Annotated in this window: 19 protein-coding genes; 4 read left to right on the forward strand and 15 right to left on the reverse strand. The window is 64.1% G+C overall.

Annotated elements, in window-relative coordinates; all coding sequences use genetic code 11:
* The first annotated feature begins 13 nt into the window (after nucleotides 1–13).
* On the forward strand, nucleotides 14–454 hold the full coding sequence (locus AB4Y40_RS05925) for an excinuclease ABC subunit A (protein ID WP_368686826.1): 441 nt from the start codon (nucleotides 14–16) through the stop codon (nucleotides 452–454).
* A gap of 52 nt (nucleotides 455–506) precedes the next feature.
* Here AB4Y40_RS05925 and AB4Y40_RS05930 read toward each other — a convergent pair whose 3' ends face one another.
* On the reverse strand, nucleotides 507–1,244 hold the full coding sequence (locus tag AB4Y40_RS05930; protein ID WP_368686827.1) for a class I SAM-dependent methyltransferase: 738 nt from the start codon (nucleotides 1,242–1,244) through the stop codon (nucleotides 507–509).
* A gap of 182 nt (nucleotides 1,245–1,426) precedes the next feature.
* Here AB4Y40_RS05930 and AB4Y40_RS05935 point away from each other — a divergent pair, with 182 nt between their 5' ends.
* Complete coding sequence (locus AB4Y40_RS05935; protein WP_368686828.1) at nucleotides 1,427–2,695, forward strand: NAD(P)/FAD-dependent oxidoreductase; 1,269 nt, start codon at nucleotides 1,427–1,429, stop codon at nucleotides 2,693–2,695.
* Between the two features lie 70 nt (nucleotides 2,696–2,765).
* Here AB4Y40_RS05935 and AB4Y40_RS05940 read toward each other — a convergent pair whose 3' ends face one another.
* The 3 genes from AB4Y40_RS05940 to AB4Y40_RS05950 form a co-directional block, all read right to left on the reverse strand.
* Nucleotides 2,766–3,185: an ester cyclase gene (locus tag AB4Y40_RS05940; protein ID WP_368686829.1), complete on the reverse strand. Its 420-nt coding sequence runs from the start codon at nucleotides 3,183–3,185 to the stop codon at nucleotides 2,766–2,768.
* Between the two features lie 141 nt (nucleotides 3,186–3,326).
* Nucleotides 3,327–3,896, reverse strand: coding sequence for a MerR family transcriptional regulator (locus tag AB4Y40_RS05945; protein ID WP_368686830.1), 570 nt, complete (start codon nucleotides 3,894–3,896; stop codon nucleotides 3,327–3,329).
* Entirely contained in the window at nucleotides 3,893–4,309 is a 417-nt protein-coding gene (locus AB4Y40_RS05950; RefSeq protein ID WP_368686831.1) for a hypothetical protein, read from the reverse strand. Before AB4Y40_RS05950 ends, AB4Y40_RS05945 begins: the two co-directional genes overlap by 4 nt.
* Nucleotides 4,310–4,714: 405 nt before the next feature.
* Between AB4Y40_RS05950 and AB4Y40_RS05955 the strand changes: the two genes are divergently transcribed.
* Nucleotides 4,715–6,172: a Bd3614 family nucleic acid deaminase gene (locus tag AB4Y40_RS05955; RefSeq protein WP_368686832.1), complete on the forward strand. Its 1,458-nt coding sequence runs from the start codon at nucleotides 4,715–4,717 to the stop codon at nucleotides 6,170–6,172.
* A gap of 195 nt (nucleotides 6,173–6,367) precedes the next feature.
* Here the strand turns inward: AB4Y40_RS05955 and AB4Y40_RS05960 are convergent, their stop codons facing one another.
* From AB4Y40_RS05960 to tssB, 11 genes are all read right to left on the reverse strand, one after another.
* The gene (locus AB4Y40_RS05960; protein WP_368686833.1) at nucleotides 6,368–7,939 is read right to left on the reverse strand and encodes an alpha/beta hydrolase family protein; all 1,572 of its coding nucleotides are present in this window, start codon (nucleotides 7,937–7,939) and stop codon (nucleotides 6,368–6,370) included.
* Between the two features lie 237 nt (nucleotides 7,940–8,176).
* Nucleotides 8,177–8,572: a DUF4280 domain-containing protein gene (locus AB4Y40_RS05965; protein ID WP_368686834.1), complete on the reverse strand. Its 396-nt coding sequence runs from the start codon at nucleotides 8,570–8,572 to the stop codon at nucleotides 8,177–8,179.
* 33 nt (nucleotides 8,573–8,605) lie between these two features.
* Nucleotides 8,606–9,151, reverse strand: coding sequence for a toxin-antitoxin system YwqK family antitoxin (locus tag AB4Y40_RS05970; protein WP_368686835.1), 546 nt, complete (start codon nucleotides 9,149–9,151; stop codon nucleotides 8,606–8,608).
* 7 nt (nucleotides 9,152–9,158) lie between these two features.
* The gene (locus AB4Y40_RS05975) at nucleotides 9,159–11,147 is read right to left on the reverse strand and encodes a type VI secretion system Vgr family protein (RefSeq protein ID WP_368686836.1); all 1,989 of its coding nucleotides are present in this window, start codon (nucleotides 11,145–11,147) and stop codon (nucleotides 9,159–9,161) included.
* 49 nt (nucleotides 11,148–11,196) lie between these two features.
* Nucleotides 11,197–13,863, reverse strand: a complete 2,667-nt coding sequence (gene tssH, locus AB4Y40_RS05980; protein ID WP_368686837.1) for a type VI secretion system ATPase TssH — start codon at nucleotides 13,861–13,863, stop codon at nucleotides 11,197–11,199.
* Nucleotides 13,860–14,981, reverse strand: coding sequence for a type VI secretion system baseplate subunit TssG (gene tssG, locus AB4Y40_RS05985; protein WP_368686838.1), 1,122 nt, complete (start codon nucleotides 14,979–14,981; stop codon nucleotides 13,860–13,862). Before tssG ends, tssH begins: the two co-directional genes overlap by 4 nt.
* Nucleotides 14,945–16,732: a type VI secretion system baseplate subunit TssF gene (gene tssF, locus AB4Y40_RS05990; RefSeq protein ID WP_368686839.1), complete on the reverse strand. Its 1,788-nt coding sequence runs from the start codon at nucleotides 16,730–16,732 to the stop codon at nucleotides 14,945–14,947. Before tssF ends, tssG begins: the two co-directional genes overlap by 37 nt.
* Nucleotides 16,716–17,210 (reverse strand): type VI secretion system baseplate subunit TssE, encoded by a 495-nt coding sequence (gene tssE, locus AB4Y40_RS05995; RefSeq protein ID WP_368686840.1) that lies wholly within the window; start codon nucleotides 17,208–17,210, stop codon nucleotides 16,716–16,718. Before tssE ends, tssF begins: the two co-directional genes overlap by 17 nt.
* Nucleotides 17,211–17,222: 12 nt before the next feature.
* Complete coding sequence (locus AB4Y40_RS06000; protein WP_342925146.1) at nucleotides 17,223–17,729, reverse strand: Hcp family type VI secretion system effector; 507 nt, start codon at nucleotides 17,727–17,729, stop codon at nucleotides 17,223–17,225.
* A 133-nt stretch (nucleotides 17,730–17,862) separates the two neighbouring features.
* The gene (gene tssC / locus AB4Y40_RS06005) at nucleotides 17,863–19,338 is read right to left on the reverse strand and encodes a type VI secretion system contractile sheath large subunit (protein ID WP_069267983.1); all 1,476 of its coding nucleotides are present in this window, start codon (nucleotides 19,336–19,338) and stop codon (nucleotides 17,863–17,865) included.
* Between the two features lie 21 nt (nucleotides 19,339–19,359).
* Nucleotides 19,360–19,935 (reverse strand): type VI secretion system contractile sheath small subunit, encoded by a 576-nt coding sequence (gene tssB, locus AB4Y40_RS06010; RefSeq protein WP_342925147.1) that lies wholly within the window; start codon nucleotides 19,933–19,935, stop codon nucleotides 19,360–19,362.
* A gap of 548 nt (nucleotides 19,936–20,483) precedes the next feature.
* On the opposite strand from tssB, the gene AB4Y40_RS06015 reads away from it, so the two are divergent.
* Complete coding sequence (locus AB4Y40_RS06015; RefSeq protein ID WP_368686841.1) at nucleotides 20,484–20,978, forward strand: hypothetical protein; 495 nt, start codon at nucleotides 20,484–20,486, stop codon at nucleotides 20,976–20,978.
* Nucleotides 20,979–21,015: the final 37 nt, after the last annotated feature.

The raw sequence follows: 21,015 nt of genomic DNA on the forward strand, positions 1-21,015 counted from the left end.
ACGGAGAAAAGCAATGAAGAAACTGTGGATGTTCGCCGCGCTGTGCGCGGCTTTCGCGGCGCCGCAAGCCTACGCACGCAATACGGTCGACACCTATTCCGTGGATGTCGCGCTCCAGAGCGAGCCCGGCAAGGTGAGCGACGACATTGCGTTGTACTTTGCGGGCCAGCCGCATCCGGCGGTGAAGAAAACGCTGGGCCAGTTCTCCACGAACAAGAAGACGAACGCGCTTGGCAAGAGCGACGAAGCGGCCTGCCAGCACGTGTTCCTTTCGGCCGTGCAGGAGTTGCAGGAACGCGCGCGCAAGGAAGGCGGCAACGCGGTCATCAACATCAAGAGCAACTACAAGAACGAACTGCGCGAAAGCGCCACCGAATTCACGTGTGGCGCGGGCGCAATGATCGCCGGCGTGGCGCTCGTCGGCGACGTGGTGACCCTCAAGGGCGGCAAGTAACCCGCGGCAGGGGGCGGCGGGCGACCCGGCTCACGCCGCCTTCATGCCGCCTTCATGCCGCCTTCACGGCGGCTACGTTGACCAGGGTTTCGCGCCGTTTCCCAGGCTTGGGATGATGCAGGCCGAGGCGCTCGAAGAGACCGAAATCGGCCGCACGGCTCCACCACAGATAGGGCAGCGAAACATTGCGCTCCGAAAAGTGGAAACCCGCCGTGCGGATCATTTCGAGGTAGCCGTTGGCGCTCTTCTGCACGTGCATGGGGTGGCGGAACAGCAGGCGGATGACCCACGAGCGGATATAAGCCTCGGTGGATTCGGCGAACAGCAGCACGCCGCCCGGCTTGAGCACGCGGTGGAATTCCGCGAGCGCGCGTTCCTGCTCGACGAGATGATGGAAAGTCTGGTGACAGAAGACGATGTCCGCGCTGGCCGTGGATAGCGGCAGGCTCGCGCAGTCGCCGTGCAGCAGTTCGAACGCGGTTTGCGTCTGCAATTTGTCCTGGCAGGTGCGTGCGGCACGCGCCGCCAGTTCTAGCGACGCCTCGTGATAGTCGATCCCGACGATGCGGCGCGGGCGGAAAGCCTCGGCCAGCAGGCGAAACGACTTGCCCTGACCGCAGCCGACATCGACGATTTCGGGCGCGTCGGGCAACGGCACGTCCACGAGGCGCTTGAGGTCGTTGATCGCCACGCGCAGCACATGATGCTCCCACGTATGGGTGCGCAGAAACCAGATGCCGAAGGCCGTTTCCGGTACGAACGGGACGTAATTTGATTCGGAAACCGACATATTTTTTATCCGTTGCGAATGCGGTCGTGGACGAGAATCGGCATTGTAAATGCAAGGGCGGGGCGCGGGGTGTCAGAATCACGGTTTCGCGCAGCGCAGTGCGCTTGCATTGGGCATACAGTCGTAACAGGACGTGACAGGACGTAACAGAGCGCGTCAGGACGTAGAGAAGGGAAAGGACTATGGAAAAGAGCATTGGAGAAGCAGTTACGCCGTCCACGCGACGCGAAACCGTCGACGTGGCGATCATCGGCGCGGGCCCCTCGGGCGCAGTCGCTGCGGCCCTATTGCGCAAGGCCGGACGCTCGGTGCTCGTGCTGGAGCGCCAGCATTTCCCGCGCTTTTCGATTGGCGAGAGCCTCTTGCCGCAAAGCATGGCGTACCTCGAAGAGGCCGGCATGCTGCAGGCGGTGGTGGAGGCCGGCTTTCAGTACAAGAATGGCGCGCATTTCGTGTGGCGCGACGAGGTATCGTCGTACGACTTCCGCGACAAACACTCAGAGGGCTGGGGCACGACCTACCAGGTCGAGCGCGCGAAGTTCGACGATCTGTTGATCGGCTGCGCCGCGAAGCAGGGCGCCGAAGTGCGCTTCGGCCACACGGTGACGGGCATGCGCACGGGCGATGCGCCGGTGCTGGAGGTGATCGACGAAAACCAGGCGCGCTATGAAGTGCACGCGCGTTTCGTACTCGACGCGAGCGGCTTCGGCCGCGTGCTGCCGCGCCTCCTGAATCTGGAGGCGCCCACCGGTATGCCGACGCGTGCCGCGATCTTCAGCCACGTGCGCGACGGGCTGCCGCTTGACGCCTTCGATCGCAACAAGATTTGCATCGCGACGCACCCCGAGCATCGCGATGTGTGGTTCTGGATGATCCCGCTCGCGGGCGGCCGCTCGTCGGTGGGCTGTGTTGCCGATGCCGCTTTCCTCGACGTGCCGCAAGCGGAACGCGAGGCGCGGCTGCGCGCGCTCATTCGCGAGGAGCCGACACTGAACCGCCTGATCGGCGACGCGCCGTTTCTCATGCCCGTGAACCAGATCGGTGGCTATTCGGCCAACGTCGAACGATTGCATGGCCCGGGCTTCGCGCTGCTCGGCAACGCGGGCGAGTTCCTCGATCCGGTGTTTTCTTCGGGCGTCACCATCGCGCTGCGTTCGGCGCACCTGGCCGTGAAGGTGCTCGAGCGGTTGCTCGACGGCGCGGCCGTGGACTGGCAGGCCGAATACGACGTGCCGCTGCGCAAGGGGATCGACACGTTCCGCGCGTTCGTCGAGCGCTGGTACACGGGCGAACTGCAGGACATCATTTACTACCCGCGCCAGACGCCCTTGATCCGTCGGATGATTAGCTCGGTGTTGGCGGGCTACGCGTGGGACGAGAGCAACCCTTATGTAGCGGAGCCCGTGCGCAGACTCACGTCGCTGCATGAGGCGTGCAAGCTGTCGTTGTAACGGGCGAAGAGGGGCGCTTGTCGGGTTGGCGCCTGCGGAGGGTCGCAGGACCAACCCGGCTTTCGCGGTTTTACTGGCCCGGTGGGCGAACCGCGCCTAGCTGAATCATCAGCCCGAGCGTGTCCATGATGAGGCGGGTTTCCTTGATCCTGCCGTCCTGAAAGCGGTCGATGACCATGCCCCAGACCTTGACGGAGCGTCCCGTCGCGTCCACGCCGAGGAACGCTCCCCTGTGCGTGCCCATCCATTCGAAGCGGGTCAGCACGCGGTCGCCTTCTGTGAGTTGTTCCTCGACGCGCCAATGCATGTCCGGGAACGCCGCTCGCATTGCACGTACGACATCCTTGAGGCCCTCGACACCGGGACCCTGGCCGGGGAACGGCACCTGCTCGACCATGTCTTCCCAGAAAAACCGCTCTGCGGCGTCGATCTGCCCTTGATTCAGGACTTCCTCGATGAACGCGCGAACCATATCGCTTGTTTCGTGCATGGAATGAATGGCTCCTGGTTGGCGAGAGTGGTAAACGAAAGCCGATTGCTGCAGAGTACGCGGGCAAGCGCAACGACGTGCGTTGGAGTCGCGCGAGAACGTGCGGTGGCGCACATTCGGGACTTTGACGCTCAATGACCTTCACCAGGCCACATGGCTGATGGCTGCGTTGCCTGTGAGCTTCGCGCGCCGGCGGATGGCCTTCACCTCTTCGGGCGTCAGCCCGAGCGAAACCAGAAACGCTGCATGCGAGTCGGGGTTTTCTGCCTCGAACCCTGCATGCCACTTGTCCATCTCTGCTTCGTCGAAGCCGGCGCTACGCAGCATCGCAACCCACGCGTCTTTGCCACGCTTCTTTCCTCGCCGACGAAACGATGGTTGTGCGAGCAACGTGGCAATCGCATTCTGACGCTGCTTGAGACGCGCGATTTCCGCCGTCAATGCCATCAAATGCGTTTCGAGGATCTGTGCGGCTGCATTGCCCTCGCTCGCAAGTACGTCGCGTATTGCGGCCAATGGCAGCCCGGCGGCCCGGTAGGCGCAAATCGCACGCAGGCGTTCTTGTTGTGTCTCGTCGTACAGGCGGTATCCCGCGGTGCTGCGTGCGATCGGCACGAGCAAGCCCAGCGTTTCGTAGTGCAGGAGCGAGGAACGCGAGAGTCCCGACTCGCGTGCCAGTCGCCCTAGAGTGAGACGAGTGAGACGTGTCATGACGGCAAGGGAAGTCTATCGGGTGAGAGAAAGAACACGCGCGCTTCCGGCCGGTTCAGCTTATCGGAAGAATAGTACGCGGCGACAAGCGCGCGGCAATCGCCGGAAAAAGCCGGTGCGCGCGCGAGGAACTCATCGAACGAGCGCAATGGATCCGATGCGCCCGCATGCGCCATGAGCCGGATCAGCGTTTCCGTGATTGTACGGTGGTATTGGCCCGGCGCACCGAGATGCGCGGCGTATTGCGCGATACCGGCACAGGTGCGCTCGATCGCCTCGTCCAGCGGAAAGCGCTGCAGGTGTATCCACGCCACGCGCAGATGATTGCGATGATTGAAAGCGCCCGGTGGCAACCGGCAGGCGAGAAAGGCTTCGAGGAAGGCGTCGTCGGTGAGATCGCGGGCGGTTTCCATTTCGATCGATACCCTGTCTGTTGAACAGGGTATCGATCGTGAAGGTGACTACGGTAGTCGGGTCAAGCGGAGGTGTTGGGGGATTTGTTGTAACGAACGATCGCACTCCGATTCCTGCCTGGATGCCGTGAGTTCGTAAGGGGACGAATGTATGTGAGAGGCATAAAGTACAACTTGAATAGCCAAACACTCACCCGAATTCGTCCACGCTTCCCGGTTGCTTTTCGGCCGCGTGACTATCCGAATTGGATATCGTCGAATTCCCACATGGATATTTCGCACCGTCTGCAACCAGGCGTTCCTGGACCTTGGGTGCAAGCAATTCATGGTCTACACTTCTGACGCAGCGATAATTCCCGGCGTGCGCCGCAGACGGGAAAAACTGGCCACTGGAAGAGGATCGAGATGAATATTCATTACTTCTTTCTGGCAATGGCGTTGCGCGATAAAGAAAACGAAGGTGGAAAGGATGTAGCCCTTCTCGTATCGAATAATCAAGTAATAGCGATCGGCGTTGTTGGCAATCAAGCGCATGAAAAAGCCATCGTCAATTTGTTGCACAATTTCGACCGCTCTTCCGGTTGCGATATCTACACAACCTATGTGCCGACTGAGATGTGTTTGGGGCTGGGTTGGCAGCGAAACGTTCGCAGCATCGTTTATCTGGACGGATTCAACGCAAAATTCGTACGCCCGACGGACGATGGTATTACTGATTCATTTGCATTAGGCGGTGACGGTGATTTCCAGATTTCTCAACGAATCAACTTGCCAAAATGGTGGGACGAGAAAGCAAGGCTGGAGACATTTCCAACCTCTTCTGACGCGTTAAGAAAATGGATTAATTTATTCAATTCTCCAAAAGTTGACCTGACGAGGGGTGCGTACGACATCTATGATCAAATCAAGAGATGCCGATATGTCTATAATTCACGAGTTAGCGACGTGAATGAGAAAAGCATGCTCGCGCGGATGATTGATTGCGTGCCGGTTCAAACTGGCACGTACGTGACCGAGCCAAGCAAGAAAGACAATTTGTGGATGAAGGTTGCCTATGCACTGGCTGGGGCGGCATTGCCGGATAGCCGGACCGCGCTGCAGCAGGGACATAATGTGGCTGCCATTATGGTGAGCAACACCGATATTATTCTGGGATGGGGCGTGAATATCAATCGCCTGAACGGCTGCTTCCATGCGGAAACCAGCATGGTGCTTGCGTATCTGGCCAAGAACAACGCCAGCAAATTGCCGGATGGCGTGCGCATCTATTCCACCTTGGCGCCCTGCCATATGTGCGCGGGGCTGATTACGACGGTCGGAACCAATGTGCCGGTCGTGGTCGGGCATATGGACCCTCGCATTCAGAAAAGTGCATTAGATCGCAAGAAAAATGGCTCGATCCAAAGATTGACTGCCGTGTTGCCCATTGTTCAAAAGCCGATCATCGAGATTCCAGAGCTGCGTAAATACGCGAACTCCATGTCGCCAGAAAACGTCCCGAAGCGTTTTCCTTCACTGGCCGAAGTGCCCAACCCGCATCCCGGCAGCCGCGGAATTGCGCCTGACGATGTCATGCGCCCCTTTGCGTTTGCCAGATGGATGAGTAGTACCCAGGCTCAGTTGGGACGCATGCCGACCGCCGGTGATTGGCTGGAAGCGCATCACGCAGAGGATGGCCCGCGCCGCAAAGGGGTCACCACCTTCCTGCGAAACAATCCAGCGCCGAAGCAATTGTTCAAGTACAACCTGGACAGTCTGCAGGAACTTCTGGATGCCAGGGTGGGTGATGAGGGCGAAACAGCAATTCTTCAGCGTGGGATTGCGTTGATCAAGAAAATCAAGGTTGGTGGTTTGATTAAATGAAGCGGTTGTCATCGTCAGAAACGCGCTGCTCGCCATCCGAGCCAGTTCGAAGTCTTCTCGGTACTCCTGCCCCGGCACGACATCGCGCTCGAACGCCCGGAGGGCTTGCGTAAGCTTCTCGAAGCATGGCGTGTCAGTCAAAGAGTGGCAAACGTGACCGCCATGCTCACATGCGGGCTTGATCGCAGCAGCAAACTAAAAATTGCCGAAGAACCCGCGCGCAGCGACCATGCAGAACGGCGCGACGATGTCAGCGTGGTAGACCTGGAGCACGGCAGATTCTCCACCATCCGTTGCACCACCCTGAACCGCCTGCGCGGCGACCGATGCCTTGGCCTGAGCGAAGCCCGCTTTCACCGCGGCAAACGGATCGTTCGCGCCAGGCGTGGAATCGACGTCGAGCACGCTCGTCAGGCCCGGCGCGACGTTGGCGTTTTTCCAGTAGGCCTGCTCGATCGCCGCATTGAAAAAGAACACCATCGGGTCGAGGTGGCCGCCGCATAGCAGCACGGGCGAGTGCGGCACCCAGTTACGCAGATCGTTGCGCCTGAACGCCTGGCGCAGCGGCTGGGCCGGACTGGCAGCGGGGGCCATCGCGGCGGTCGGCGTGGGAAACGCGCCGTCCGGATTGGCGATGGCGTCTTCGAGCATGCTCAGACGATAAGCGTTGCGCACGAGATTCGCGGTGCCGAATCCCAACGCGAAGAGCGGGGTCAATTCAGCAGGCGCCAGCGGCGGCGCAAGAGGCGGCGTCAACGAGGCGAACTGCGGCGCGGGCGGCGTGCTGCTGAACAGCTGCGTTGCGGGCAGTTTGCCTTTGGCGAACAACGTATCCGTGGACATGACGCTCGGCAACAGGTTCTCGATGCCGGGGGCGTAGGCCGCCTCGAAAAAGTCGCCTGGTTTGCGATAGATATTGCCGTATGCATGCTGGTAGCTCGTGGTCACCAGCACCGTAAAGATCGTCGAGCCGAGGTCGACCTCGCCCTGGACGAGAGCATCGGCCATTGCGCCCAGCGCATAGGGACCCGAGCCAGGCGCGGAAGCGGTGACGTTGATGCCGGCCGCCTGCAGCGCGCGGTGGGTGGCGAGTGCCACGTAGCCGCCCTGCGAATATCCGGTGACGAACAGCTTGCCGTTCTCACGCGTCTTGTTTCCCGGATCCGGTAGGGCCATGGCGAAGCGGGCCGCGCGCAACGAATCGATCACATCGGCGGATTGCTGGTCGCCGTTCAGATAGGGGTGGTACGGCAAGGGGGAGCCCGCGTAGCCAGCATAGTTGCTGGCCACGACGAGATAACCTTGCGCCGCGTAGATCGCCGCCACGGCAATGCCTTCGCCCGCACCGTCGCCGTTGGCCGGGTCAGTTTGGGTGATGTCGGCGATGTTGTAGTTGCGGTAGGTCGTGGTGCCGTGCGCGTACAGCATGAGGGGACGCGGCCCCGTACAGGACGCGCTACCGCCAGGGATCATCAGCGCGGCGCTCGACATGGTGGGTTCGCCCGCGCCGCCTATCGTGAGGTAGCGGAAGTACTTGATTTCGATATCGCAGCGCGGTGTGCCGGCAACTTGCAGTAATTGCTGGCCCGTTGCGTTCGTGTTTAGCAGTTTCGTGAAGTCGCTTGCGCTCAGGCGCAGGCTCGTTCTCTGCTCGACTAGCTGACCGCGGAAAAAGCAACTCAATCCGCTGCAGGTCGAACCCGCCTGCGCGACAACACTGGCACTCGACAGAAGGAAAGTCAGCAGCACCCAACTCGTCTTAAGCATCGCTCCTCGCATTTCACGCTCCGTTTTGTTGGTGTTCGGAAAATGGGGCTGCCTTGCAGAGTCAAACGAGTATAGGTAAACGAATTCGGCATTTGCCACTGGTTGTGGGAACAATTTTCCAGTGAAGTGCTTGATGAAGAATTCGCACTGGCGCTTGCCAGAGTCGTGTGGGCTGATGTAATTAAACATCTGCAAGCTCCACGATATTCGATTCCGCGTTTCAAAAGGTAGCCACTGCTACGGCACAAGCGTAGTCACTTGCCCCGGCTGCACCACTTTGATTACGCCGCCCCAAATACAAACGAGCGTACCTTGAGCGTCCAGCGCCGGCATGGCGCCCAGCGTCACAGTGGGCGCGCCGCCCGGAATCCACGGCGACGGTGTAGCCGGAACGCAGGGCATCGGCGTGAATACACCCAGCGCCGCGGCAGTCGCGGCGATCACCGTAGGATTCGCCGGGCTTTGGCACAGCGCGAACGGTGTGATATTGGCGATCGGAATCGAGTCCGCAATCGTCGCGGCGGGCGCACCGCTCACGAGCACGCGATTGACGGGCAGAACGTTGAGCGTGCCCGGCGCGCCGCCAAACGAGCATTGCAATGTGGCGCCGGCGCAGACTTGCGGACTGGTCATCGTGTACCTCCTTATGCGTTGCCAGCGCCAGAATCAGGCCGAAGACGGATTAGCCAGCGACTGCCACCATTGCTTCCAGCGCGGCAGCGGCTTGCCGTCCGCCGCTAGCGGGCGGTTGTCGTCGGTATAGCGTTTCGCCGCTTCGAGCGGCTTTCCGGCGTTGAACGGCTGCCGTAGCGCCAGGCAGCCATTCGGATGGAAGCGCTGCAAGATGCCATGCAGCTTGCCGTTGCGGTAATGCGCTTCTTCGAGCAGCGTGCCGTCGGCCAGCCAGGTGCGCGAAACGCCGTGCAGCACACCGTTGGCGTAGTGCGCCTCGCGCTGGACCTTTCCATCGGGGTGGTAGAAAAGCGCCTTGCCGTCGAGCTTTCCGTGCGCGTACTGCACCTGCGCCGAGGGGTTACCCTCCGGATAGCAATAGGTGGCCGGGCCGCTGAGCACGCCATTCGCGTAACGCATCATCGCGACGGGACGTCCTTCCGACTCGATGCGCACGGGGCCGTGTAGCGCGCCGCCCAGCGTCGCGCCTTCTATGCGCGTGTCGTCGCGTTCTATCGTGACCGGCTGGATCGTCTCCATGCTCGCCTCAATTGATCTTCACAATGCCGCCCTTGACCACCAGCATGCCGCCTCCGTCCACCGTCTGCTGCACGGCGCCCTTGTTCGTCACGCTCTGCGCCTCGTTCGAAAGTGTGCCGTCCGACTTGTTGGTCAGCGACGTCCCGGCCTGATTCGTGAGCGACACGCCGGCCTGGTTCGTGAGCGACGCGTCGCTCTTCGCCGTGAGATTGCCCGTGCTCTGCAGCGTTAGCGTGCCGCTCACCTTGATGGTGAGGTTGCCGTCCACGGTGAGCGTCATGTTGCCCGTCACGGTCTGATCGAGGTTGCCGCCCACCGTGCGCGTCTCGTTGCCACCGGCTTTCACGGTGCGTGCGCCCTTGATGTCGACGGTTTCGTCGCCGGTCTTGACCGTCGTGGTGCGGTTGCCCTGTTCGACCGTGAGCGTGTCGTTGCCTTCCTTGACCGTATGCGCGCGGTCGTTCTTGATCGTGCTCGTTTCGTTGTGGTCTATGGTCCACGTGGCGTCGTTGATCACCTTGGCGTTGAGGTCCTTTTGCGCCTGCAGGAAGATTTCCTCGCTGTCCTGCTTGTCTTCGAAACGCAGTTCGTTGAAGCCGTTGCCGCCTTTCGAGGTATTCGTCTTGATGCCGGACTGCGTCTGGTTGTCGGGCAGCGTGTAGGGCGGCAGATTTGCGCCGTTGTACACGCTTCCTGTGATCAGCGGGCGGTCCGGATCGCCGTTGATAAAGGTCACCACGACTTCGTCGCCCACGCGCGGCATGAACTGCATGCCGAAGCGCTTGCTCGCCCAAGGCTGCGCCACGCGAATCCAGCACGAACTCTGTTCGTCGTTCTGGCCGTCGCGGTCCCAGTGAAACTGAACCTTCACGCGGCCGTACTGATCCGTCCACAATTCCTCGCCGCTCTTGCCCACCACCGTCGCGGTCTGCGTCGGCATGAAGGGGCGCGGCGTCGTGCGCGCGGGCCGCCATGTCGTTGCGAACGGAAACGCCTCGAAGCGGTTGCGATAGCGGTTGTGATCGGCTTCGTGGGTCACGCTGCGCACGACCCATTCGATGTTGGCATCGCTCGATTCGTGATCTGCCAGCGTAAAGCGGCAGCCCGGCGCGAGCGCGCGGCAATCGCTTTCGCCAATGAGGATCCGGGTGGGTGCACGCAGCGCGTCCACGCGGTGTTTGGAGAGCGTGGAGCCATCGCCGCTGGTGGCGTAGCGCCCCGGATACTCGTACACGCTGTGTCCGTTCGATGCCGCCTGTGCCTGCGAATAGAGCTGTGCGGTCGGCGTCTCCCACGCGTAGTCGGTATGCGAGAAGAGCCCGGTGGCCGTCTCTTCGACGACCTCGCAATGGACGATCTGCGTCGACTCGCGCGCGCCGCTCGTGCCACCTGTGTAATGCAGTGTCGCGTCGCCGGGCAAGGGCGTGAAGGCGTCGTTGCTGTCGGCAATGACGAGCGTATGGCTGCCCGTATCGTGGCGGAAGAAATAGAACCAGCCTTCTTCTTCGCAAAGGCGGCTCACGAACGCGAAGTCGGACTCCGCGTACTGCACGCACCATTCGCGCGTCGCCGCCGTGCCCGTGACGGAGAACGAGTAGTCCGTCAAGCTGTGCCCACCGAATACGGCCTGGATGATCTCCTGGGCGTTCTTGCCCTGAAAGATGCGGTTGTTTCGCGAGAGCGTGAGCAGCCACAACCACGAACGCAGTTCCAGGGTGAAGTGGCTGGCGTCTATCGTCGAGGGCAACTGCGCGGCGCGCGTGCAAACGGTGTCGATGAGCCGAGGCGACTCGCCCCATGCGAGCGAGAGCGTTGCATGGTTGCCCGTCATGCCCGAGGGTGCGGGCGGCGGCAATCCGCCGTGGGCGTGCAGCGTCAGCGTGGTGGGAGCGTCCAGCGCCTCGCGCGCCTCGAAGCGGGCGGGAAAGAGCGTGCTGAACGCGCTGCCCGTGAGGCTGATGCGCGCATCGGTATCGGCGGAAATGGGGCGGTTCATCGCGGGAATGGTGTCGAGTGGAAGGCAGTGTGGCGGGGCCCGTGCATCGTCATTCGAGCGCCCACTGCGCGAGCGTGCCGACCAGCTCGTTCATGAGCACGTTGTCGATCTCGCGGGCACCGCCCGCGGCGCGGCAGCGCGCGAGCACGGCGTCGATGATCCTGCTGTCGAAGGCGAACTGTTTGCCCGTCGCGTCGCGGTAGCGCGTGCGCAGTTGTTCGAGCTTCTTTTCGATGATGGCGCGCAGCACCGTGTCGTCGAGCGCCGCATAAGGCACGGCGGTCATGCGCGCGAGAAACGCCGGGCGAAACGCGTGCAGCAGTTCTTCATGCAGCCGCCGCGCGAAGGCGTCGGTGGCGAGCGTTGCGGCAGGCGTATTGAGAAGCAGTTCGGCGCCCACGTTGCTGGTGGCGAGGATCACGGTGTTGCGAAAATCCACCACGAGCCCGGTGCCGTCCTCCATCACGCCCTTGTCGAAGACGTTGTAGAACGCTTCGAGCACGTCGACATGCGCCTTTTCGATCTCGTCGAGCAGCACGACGCTATAAGGGCGCCTGCGCACCGCCTCGGTGAGCTGGCCGCCGCTCGCATAGCCCACATAGCCCGGCGGCGCGCCGCGCAGCTGCGAGACCGCGTGCGCTTCCTGATACGCGGCGAGGTCGATGACGATGAGATTGCGCTCGCCGCCGTAGAGCGCATCCGCAAGCGCGTAGGCCGTCTCGGTCTTGCCCACGCCAGTCGGCCCCACGAGCAGGAATACGCCTACCGGGCGCAACGGGTCGGCCAGTCCCGCGCGCCACGCCTGGATGCGCATGGCGATGCGGTCGAGCGCCGCGTCTTGCCCCACGATGCGCTGCGCGAGACGGCCCTTGAGCGTGCGCACGGCGTGGGCTTCGTCGGCGAGCATCTTGCCCACGGGAATGCCGGTCCAGCTCGCGATCACGGCGGCGATGGTCTTCGAGTCCACGCAAACCGGCACCATGGGGTCGTCGTCGCGTATCGCTTCGAGCCCGCTTTCGAGACGCGCCAGTTCGGCGGCGAGGTCTTCGCGCGGGTCGGCGGCCTCGTTGTTCTCGTTTTCGTTCTCGCTTGCGTCCGCGCTATCTGGCGATTCCTGCGCGCCGTCGTTGAAGGCATCGCGAGGCGCCGCGTCGAGAGCGGCCAGGCGCGCGCGCACCGCGAGAATCTCGCGCACGGTAGCGGCCTCGTCACGCCAGCGCGCCTCCAGCGTCTCGACGAGCGTGGCGTTGTGCGCATGTTCCGCTTCGAGCGCGGCGAGGCGCTGCGTGTGATTCGCGCCGAGCACCGTTTCCGTGCGCAGGCGCAGCAGTTCGTCGTCGAGCGCGCGCTGCCGGTGCCTGGCCGCTTCGAGTTGCGGCGGCGTGTCGTGCTGCGCCAGCGCCACGCGCGCGCATGCGGTGTCGAGCACGGCAATCGCCTTGTCGGGCAACTGGCGCGCGGAGATGTACCGATGCGAGAGTTTCACCGCATCGACGATGGCGGCGTCGAGGATCGTCACGTTGTGGTGCGCCTCGAATTTTTGCGCGAGCGCGCGCAGCATGGCGATGGCCGTGGGTTCGTCTGGGGCTTCGATCTGCACGAGCTGGAAGCGCCGCGCGAGCGCGGGGTCGCGCTCGAAGTACTTCTTGTATTCGAGCCACGTCGTGGCCGCGATCGTGCGCAGCTCGCCGCGCGCAAGGGCGGGCTTGAGCAGATTGGCGGCGTCGCTGCCGCCTTCTGCGCCGCCTGCGCCGATCATCGTATGGGCCTCGTCGATGAAGAGCACCACCGGTCGTGGCGAGTGCCGCGCTTCATCGATCACCGCGCGCAGGCGCCGCTCGAACTCGCCTTTCAGGCCAGCTCCCGCCTGCAGCAGCGCGAGATCGAGCATGCGCAGCGAGACCTCGGCAAGCGGCGGCGGCACGTCGCCCGCCGCGATGCGCAGCGCGAGACCTTCGACCACGGCCGTTTTGCCCACGCCCGGCGCGCCCACAAGCAGGGGGTTGTTCTGTCGCCGCCGCAACAGGATGTCGAGCGTCTGGCGAATCTCCGCATTGCGTCCGATGATCGGGTCGATGCGTCCGGCCCGCGCTTCGGCGGTGAGGTCGAGCGTGTATTGGTCGAGCAGGGCGGGCGCTGGCGTCGCGGACGCAAGCGCACCCGCGAACGCGGGAAGGGGCGCGTTATCGTCTGTGGCCGGCTCGAGGGGCGCGACCGGAGTCAGCGGCGCAAGCGATGCGGCCGCCTCGATGGGGGCGAGCCAATCGGAGAAATTGGCGCGCAAGGCGGCGCTCGCCACGCGAAGCAGCATGGGCGCCCCATGCACGGCGCGTGCGCGCAGCGCGTCGTTTTCGAGCAGGGCGATGAGCAGCGTCGCCGCGCGCACGCGCGGCTGCTGGAGCACGACGGTGGATTGCACGAGCGCGTCCTGGAGCCACACGAGCAGGTCGGGCGAGAACGACGGCATACCCGTGTTGCCGCGCCTGAAGCGCGCGATCGCCATGCGGATCTCGGCGCAGAGCGCGGCGCGGTCCACGCCGAAGTGAGGCAGCACGCACGCGAAATCGCCGCCCTCGGGTTCGGCGAGCGCGAGCAGCCAGTGTTCGATTTCGACCACGAAATGTGTTTCGCGCAGGCATTGCTGCGCGGCGCGTTCGAGGGCTTCGCGCGGCTCGCGCTCGAGGCGCGCAACGAGCGTCTTGAGATCGAGCGTCACGGCCCGGTACGCCCCGGAACGTCTTCGGGTGCGAGGCGCGTGAGGCGCGCGGGTGCCGTTTCAGCCGCGCCGGCCCAAGCGGTCCAGCCGAGCCTCAGCGGCGCGTGCCGCGAGAGGCGCGCGCGCGGCAGTTCGCCCGCGGCGAGCTGCAGTTCGAGATGCACCTTGAGTTCGGCGCCGAACCATTCGGAGGCGAGCGTTTGCAGTGCTTCGTGAGCGGGCGCGCCGGGCAAGAAGGCTTCGTACTGCGCACGCCTGAGCGGACCCAGCCGCACGCGTATGCCGTGGTGTTCGTCCCAGATCCTCGTGCCCGCAACGGCGTCCTGGCCGAGCCGCCGGTTGCGTCCACCAGAGCCGATCGCCGTGCGGCTCGCCGGAGGCAGTGTGCGCCAGCCGCCTGCGAACGGCGTCGAGCGCACGTGCACACGGAAATGATGGAGCACCATGACGTCAAAACCGGCGAGCGAACGCCGGCGGTTCGCGAAGAGGCCCGCGCGCGCCAGCACGGCGCGCAGGTCGAGCGGCTCGGGCGGCGCTGCCGCTTCCCGCGCCGCGCGGTTGTAAAACGCGCGTGAGTTCAGCGAGGCGTTGCCCGTGAGCGCGCGCAGCACGACATCGGCCGAGCGCTGCGTCGTGGCGGGCAGCGGCTCGGCGCTGCGGTACTTGCGCTGCGCACGATAGAGCAGCGCCAGCAGCCGATGCTGGAAGATGTCGAGAAACGCCGCCGCCGAGCGGTCCTTGCGGCGCAGGCGGTCCTGCAGCCATTCCTGCCAGGCACCGGGCAAGGGGCCGTTCGGGCCGCCCAGCGCGAACGCGTTGACCTGGAGCTGGGGCGGTCCCGCATGCGCGGATGGTTGTTCGCCCGGCTGGGGCGCAAAAGCGAGCGAGCGCGGCAAGCCGCGCCGCAAGGGCCCGAGCGCGCTGGCCGGAAACGCGGGAGAAAGATTGCCGCTCAACGCGAGCGCTTCCTGGCCGGGGTCGAGCCCGGTGCCGAGCGGCTGCGCGTGCGGCTGCAACAGCTCGAGCAGGCGCACGGCCTGCGTGAATTCGAACGCGTGCGGTTCGTCGAACAGCCGCTGCGTCAGAGAACGAGCGGGCTGCCCATCGTCGGCCGCCATGTGCGGATCTCCCGACCGTCGCGCACGAGCGAGGTCTGTACGAAACGGTTGACGCTCGCATAGAGCGAGAAGAATTGCGCGAGCACGCCGGAAAAGAGCACGGTGCTCGCGCCCACGAAGCTCGCTTCGTCGAGTTCGATCCGCACGCCGAGTCCGTTGCGCCAACCGCGCCAGCGGTCCGTGCCGACATGCGCGACGATCGGTTCGCTCGACACGGCCACGAGCCCCGCGATCTGGCGCTGCGAGGGGGCATGCGCGCCGAGATTGTGGAGCATCAGCATTTCGCGCAGCGACTGCAGCGCCTGCGGACCTTCCACGATCGACGTGTGATTGAGCACGAGTTGCGACACGAGGCGCCAGCGCGACGTGCCGTCGAGCGCGGCCACGATCTGCGGCGTGGGCCGATGCGCAATGCGCACGCTCGCCACCGGGCCCGGCACTTCGAACGACAGCGCGGCGCCCGGCGCGAGCCGGTGGGCCAGATGACGATTGGTGCACAACAGGTCCGCGGTGAGCGTGCGCGCCGCGGGCGCGGCGGGACTGAAGCGCGTATCGACGAACGTGAGCATGACGTCGCTGCCGGGTCGCGACGGATGCAGCCCGCTCACGCGCCGCGCGTACCAGTACACAGCCGAATCCGCGCCATGCATCGAGCCGTACCAGGGCGGCACGTCCGTCACCGTGCGGCCCGCCACGGCGCGCACGTTGCGCACGGCGTAGATCTCGGTGCTCGATTCGCGGTGCGCGTCGGGACTCACGCGCATTTCGCGCGCCGTGCCGTCGGGCCGCAACGGTTCGGAGGTGCGCGCGAACAGATTGAGCGCGCTCGCGCAGCCGAGCTGGATATCCTGGGTGTGCAACGTGAAGCGTCCGCGCGGGGCCGCCGTGAAACCGATCACGAGATCGAGGCTGTCGAGTGCATCGGCAGGCGGCTTGAACGGCAGATCGAAGAACGCGAACTTCTCGGGAAAGGCGAAGTACTCGACCAGCAGACGGCAGGCCGGATGCGCGCCGTCTTCTAGCGGCAGCAGCGCGTCTTCCTCGTCGAAGCCAACCGGGGAGGGCAGGCCGCGTTGCGCGCGCAAGGTACCGTCTGGCGCCTGCAGCCAGGTGGCGGCGCTGTGCGCGCCGAGCAGGTCGTAGAGCGCGGCGGAGGTGACGGGCGACCCCGTGAGGCGCACGCGCAGGCGCTCGATCGGCAGTGTGCCCAGCTTGTGCGGACCGATGCCCCGCAGCGTGAGCCGCAGCGCCGATTGCAGCGACGCGTTGCCGGTGAGCGCCTGGGCTTCCTCGGCGTCGAGCAACTGGGCGGCGGCGAGGGTGATCGGCCAGAGCGTGACGTCGCTGCACGTGCGCCATTGGATCGTCGCGCCGCTCGCGTCCACGTGCATGAGGGGCGTATCGCGCGGCACGCGATACCCCGCGGCGATGCTGCCTTGCGTGGAGTCCGGCTCGAACTGCACGATCGTCATGGAGGGCACGGGCCGCGACGCGTAGGGATAGAACTGTTCGAGAAGGCCGTCCGTGAGCGTGGTGTATTCGTCGTCGAGCGTGCGCTGGATGCGGGCGGTTAGCACGGCGAAGCTTTCGATCAGGCGCTCGACGTTCGGGTCGGCGCTCTCGCCAGGGCCGAGTTCGAGCCGCCGGGCGATCTTCGGATACCGCTGCGCAAAGCCTTCGCTCGCGCGGCGCAGATAAGTCAGCTCGCGCTGGTAGTAGTCGAGCAGTTGCGCATCAAGCGAGTCGTTCATCGACGATCCCGATGGACTGCGTTTCGCCGTCCTGCCCGGCGACGTAGGTGACGACGTGCTCCACGCCGTCGCTGCCGCGCAGCGTTCCCCGAATGCGCAGGCACAGACGCCATGGCGCGGCGGCGTCCGCTTCGATTTTCACGCGCGGGTTGCGAAGGCGCGGCTCGAAGGCGCGGATCGCCTCGGCCACCTCACGCTCGATCACCGCCCGATCTTCCGCGCGGGCCGCGCTTTGGCCGCTCCAGTCGGGCAGGCCGTAGAGCAGGACGTCCGGCGCGCGCGGCAGGCGGGGCGTGCCGCGGCGCGTGTTGAGAAGGCGCAGCAACTCGGCGCGCACCGACGCGCGCAAGCCGGCCGCGTCCAGTGTGCGCGCGGCGAGTTCGTCGACGGACTCGTGCGCGTCGAAGGGCGCGTCGTCGGCCAGCCGCTCGAAGAGCGGCATGGGCGCGATCGCGATGAAGGCGCGGACGTTCGCCATAGGCGGTGCGCGCTAGGCTGCCGCCTTCACGACCTTGTTCGCGGCCAGGTCCCACGTCGTGGCCGCCGTGCCTTCCTTGGTGGCGTCGTCCTTCTGCGCGGTGAGTTCCCACTTGATCTTCGTGAAGTTCAGCGAGAGGGTTTCCACGGGCTTGCCACCCGCGCCGCCCGACACGCTCACGTTGCTCAGCACGACATTGTTCAGCGTATAGGTGATGAACGGCATGATCTTGCCGTCGCTTTCGGCGGCGTTGCGGCCCACCACGATGGTCGCGCTCGCAATGGCCTTGCCGGAGCAGCAATATTCGTTGAGCGTGGGCGTGGCGACGTCGACGAACTTCGTCACGGTGAATTCGCCGAGATGGGGCTTGCCCGACGTGCGCTCCGAGTTGCTGACGTCGTTGGTGACCTGCATCGCCACATTGTGGCTGTACGACATCAACTCGATCTTGTCGGCATAGCCTTCGAGCGTGCACTCGCCTTTGATGTCGCTGCCCAGGTCGAGAATGATCGAATCCATGGTTTGCTGCTCCCGAAGCAGTAGAGAACCGCGCGGGCCGCGTGCGCGGCGCCAGGCGCGTTCAGGGACCAGGGGCGCTCACGCGCCGCCTGGCCGTCGTTTGTTCATCGAATCGCTTTCTTCTGCGGGTGGATCAGGCGGCTGCCGGCGGCGGCAGCGTCGCCACGAGCCGGATCGAGGCGGTGAGTTCCTCGAGCTGGAAGTGCGGCCGCAGGAACACCGTCGCGCGATACGCGCCGGGCTTGCCCGGCACATCTGTCACGTCCACGCGCGCCTCGCGCAGCGGATACTGGGCCTTGATTTCCTGTGGCGCGTTGTCGTTCACGAGCACGTAGTCGGCAATCCACGTGTTGAGATAGGCACGCACGTTATCGCGCGTCATGAAGCTGCCGACCTTGTCGCGCATGATCGCCTTGATGTAGTGCGCAAAGCGCGACGCCGCGAGGATATACGGCAGCATGGCGGAAATGCGCGCGTTCGCGGTGGCCTCGGGCGTGTTGTAGAGCGCCGGCTTGCAGGCCGTCTGGCCGCCGAAGAACACCGCGAGCCCTTCGTTCTTCTTGTGCACGAGCGCAATGAAGCCGAGCGAGTCGAGCTCCTTTTCGCGGCGGTCGGTGATCGCCACTTCCGTGGGGCACTTCATGGCCTTGTCGCCCGAAGCCGTCTGGAAGATATGGTCCGGCAAGCGCTCGACCGCGCCGCCGCCTTCCACGCCGCGAATCGCGGCGCACCAGCTGTACTGTGCGAACGCGTTGGTGATGCGCTGCGCCAGCGCGTAGGCGGAGTTGCCCCACAGATACTTCGAGTGGTCGGTGCCGTCCACATCCTCGAAGAAGTTCATGCCTTCCACCGGATTGCTGTCCGGATGATAAGGACGCCGCATCAGGATGTGCGGGAGCGTGAGCGCGACATAGCGCGAGTCTTCGCTCTTGCGGAATTCGCGCCAGCGGGCCATGTCGATGGTCTCGAAGACCTTGGAGAGATCGCGCGGCACGCCCAGCTCCGTGAAGCTCGACATGTCGAACAGCTGCGGGTGCGCCGCCGAAATGAACGGCGCGTGCGCGGCGGCAGCCACAGAGGCGAGCTTCTCGAGCAGGCTCACGTCGGGCGTCTGGCGCGTGAAGTAGTAGTCGCCTACCAGCACGCTGAACGGAAAACCGCCGAACGTGCCGTATTCCTCCTCGTAGATCTTCTTGAAGAGCGCGCTCGTGTCGACGTCGATGGCCTTCTCGAGATCGTTTTGCAGGTCTTTCTTCGAAGCGTTCAGGAGGCGCAGTTTCAGGCGCGTGCCCGTTTCGGAGCCCTTCACGAGAAAGTGCAGCCCGCGCCACGACGACTCCAGCGCCTGCATGTCGGGGTGATGCAGCACTTCGTTGAGCTGCTCGCTGATCAGCTCGTCGATCTTGCGGATGTGATCGTTGATCATCGCCACGGTGTCGCGGCTGATGGTCATGTTCTTGTCGAGCACCTGCAGCGCGAACTCGGCGAGCAGCTCGCGCGCGTGCTGCTGCTGCTCCTCGTATTGCGCCATGCGTCCTTCGTGCACGATGCGGTCGAGCAGCGTGACCGTACCCGCCTGCGCGGTCGCGGCGGCCTGAATGTCGGACATGATCGTCTCCTCGCGTTGGGCTTAGCTGGCCGGCGTGTCACTGGAAGGGCTGGCGGGTGCAGCGGCGTCGCCCGCGGGCGGCGGCAGCTGCGCTGTCGGCGTGTCCTGCGGGTGCGCCGAACGGATTTCGCTCAGCCCCTTCGGGTCATGCACCACTTCCTGGAGCAGCTTGTCCAGTTCGTCGTTGCCGTCGAGCTTGGTGAGGAGGTCGCGCAGGCGCAGCCGCGCGTCGTAGAGCTGTTTGAGCGGGCCGATCTGCTGGACGATGCTCACAGGATCGAAGTCGTCGATGTGCTCGAACTTCAGCTCGACGTTGATCTTGCTGCCGTCGGCGGCGAGCGTGTTGTCGACCTGCAGCGTCGCGCGCGGCCCGATCGACTTCATCACGTCGTTGAAATTGTCGCGGTCGATGTCGACGAAGCGGCGCTCCGTCATTTTCGGCAACGGCTCGACAGGCTTGCCGGACAGGTCGGCAAGAATGCCCACGACGAGCGGCAGCTCGCGCTTTTCGATGGCATTGCCCGTTTCGACGTCGTACGTGATCTGGACACGCGGCGGTCGGTTCCGTTCGAACCAGTGCTGGGTACTGTCGGCCATGGTCACCTCGGTGGCGGTCGTTCTTCTATTGCATTGTGTAACGGGAGAGATGCGCGTTTGTCGTCAATCTGCCCTTTTCAGGATGCATTTTCTTTAAGACGACAATGCCCCGCAAAACGTAATTAAACGATTGCCAGGTGCATTCCCGGTCCTTCAGAAAAAACACAGCTAAAGCATGCCCCGGATTCGTCAGACGAGAGCATTCACGGCGTCAAGCGTTCGCGCTGCGTGCGGCTTCAACTTGTCCTTCGTCGCGCACGTCGTGAAGATAGACGGTCACGACTTTAGGACAGTAAACGCGGAATTTCAAAGTATATTTACGGCGCATAGACTCATTTCCTTTCAAGTTTATTTACGCATTGTTTTTGAATTGATCGAGTAAAAAATCGTTATTGCAATGTCGTGTGGGGCGCTTGTAGACTACGCGCGAAACAGCTTGCGCAGCAGAACATGCGTCTTGATTAGAAATACGAACTAGCATGGACTCTCCTGCGCGCGGGCAGGAGGCATCGCGGACAAGAGGCGACGCACACAATGGGGATGGCGCAGTGATCACCACGTTATTCGCCGGCGCGTCGCGCGCCGCGAAGCCGTACGGCTGGCGTGCCGCCGCGCTGGCGTTCGCGCTCGCGCAGGTGCTCGCGGCGTGTTCGTCGCTGCCCAAGGTACAGGTAGATACCCTGGCCATTGCCGTTTCCACTCAGGCGAATCAGGACACGCCCATTGCCGTGGACGCCGTGCTCGTGCGCAATCAGCAACTGCTCGACGCATTGCTCGGCCTGCCTTCGGCGAAGTGGTTCGCGCAGCGCGATCAATGGCGCCGCGATCATCCCGAGGACATCACGATCGTGTCGTTCGAAGTCGTGCCGGGCCAGCAGGTCGCGGCGGCGCCGTTTCCGTTTGGCGGCAAGCGGGGCGCAGGCGTGGTGGTGTTTGCCGACTACCAGACACCGGGCGCGCACCGCGTGAGGCTCGACACGGGGCCCGCTCACGCGCTGCTGCTGCTCGGCGACCAGGATCTGAGCGTGCAGGCGGCGCATTGAGCAACGAGACCGTGTGACGCCACGGTGTCACACGACG

The organism is Paraburkholderia sp. EG287B, assembly GCF_040965595.1.
Classification (GTDB): Bacteria; Pseudomonadota; Gammaproteobacteria; order Burkholderiales; family Burkholderiaceae; genus Paraburkholderia.

What these genes read in the sequence shown, in the direction of transcription:
- AB4Y40_RS05975 (WP_368686836.1), bottom strand. Translation starts at nt 11,147, where the DNA reads ATGAACCGCCCCATTTCCGCCGATACCGATGCGCGCATCAGCCTCACG.
- tssB (WP_342925147.1), bottom strand. Translation starts at nt 19,935, where the DNA reads ATGGCCGACAGTACCCAGCACTGGTTCGAACGGAACCGACCGCCGCGT.
- tssE (WP_368686840.1), bottom strand. Translation starts at nt 17,210, where the DNA reads ATGGCGAACGTCCGCGCCTTCATCGCGATCGCGCCCATGCCGCTCTTC.
- tssC (WP_069267983.1), bottom strand. Translation starts at nt 19,338, where the DNA reads ATGTCCGACATTCAGGCCGCCGCGACCGCGCAGGCGGGTACGGTCACG.
- AB4Y40_RS05930 (WP_368686827.1), bottom strand. Translation starts at nt 1,244, where the DNA reads ATGTCGGTTTCCGAATCAAATTACGTCCCGTTCGTACCGGAAACGGCC.
- AB4Y40_RS05955 (WP_368686832.1), top strand. Translation starts at nt 4,715, where the DNA reads ATGAATATTCATTACTTCTTTCTGGCAATGGCGTTGCGCGATAAAGAA.
- AB4Y40_RS05945 (WP_368686830.1), bottom strand. Translation starts at nt 3,896, where the DNA reads ATGACACGTCTCACTCGTCTCACTCTAGGGCGACTGGCACGCGAGTCG.
- AB4Y40_RS05925 (WP_368686826.1), top strand. Translation starts at nt 14, where the DNA reads ATGAAGAAACTGTGGATGTTCGCCGCGCTGTGCGCGGCTTTCGCGGCG.
- AB4Y40_RS06000 (WP_342925146.1), bottom strand. Translation starts at nt 17,729, where the DNA reads ATGGATTCGATCATTCTCGACCTGGGCAGCGACATCAAAGGCGAGTGC.
- tssG (WP_368686838.1), bottom strand. Translation starts at nt 14,981, where the DNA reads ATGGCGGCCGACGATGGGCAGCCCGCTCGTTCTCTGACGCAGCGGCTG.
- AB4Y40_RS05970 (WP_368686835.1), bottom strand. Translation starts at nt 9,151, where the DNA reads ATGGAGACGATCCAGCCGGTCACGATAGAACGCGACGACACGCGCATA.
- AB4Y40_RS05950 (WP_368686831.1), bottom strand. Translation starts at nt 4,309, where the DNA reads ATGGAAACCGCCCGCGATCTCACCGACGACGCCTTCCTCGAAGCCTTT.
- AB4Y40_RS05935 (WP_368686828.1), top strand. Translation starts at nt 1,427, where the DNA reads ATGGAAAAGAGCATTGGAGAAGCAGTTACGCCGTCCACGCGACGCGAA.
- AB4Y40_RS05965 (WP_368686834.1), bottom strand. Translation starts at nt 8,572, where the DNA reads ATGACCAGTCCGCAAGTCTGCGCCGGCGCCACATTGCAATGCTCGTTT.
- tssF (WP_368686839.1), bottom strand. Translation starts at nt 16,732, where the DNA reads ATGAACGACTCGCTTGATGCGCAACTGCTCGACTACTACCAGCGCGAG.
- AB4Y40_RS05940 (WP_368686829.1), bottom strand. Translation starts at nt 3,185, where the DNA reads ATGCACGAAACAAGCGATATGGTTCGCGCGTTCATCGAGGAAGTCCTG.
- AB4Y40_RS05960 (WP_368686833.1), bottom strand. Translation starts at nt 7,939, where the DNA reads ATGCTTAAGACGAGTTGGGTGCTGCTGACTTTCCTTCTGTCGAGTGCC.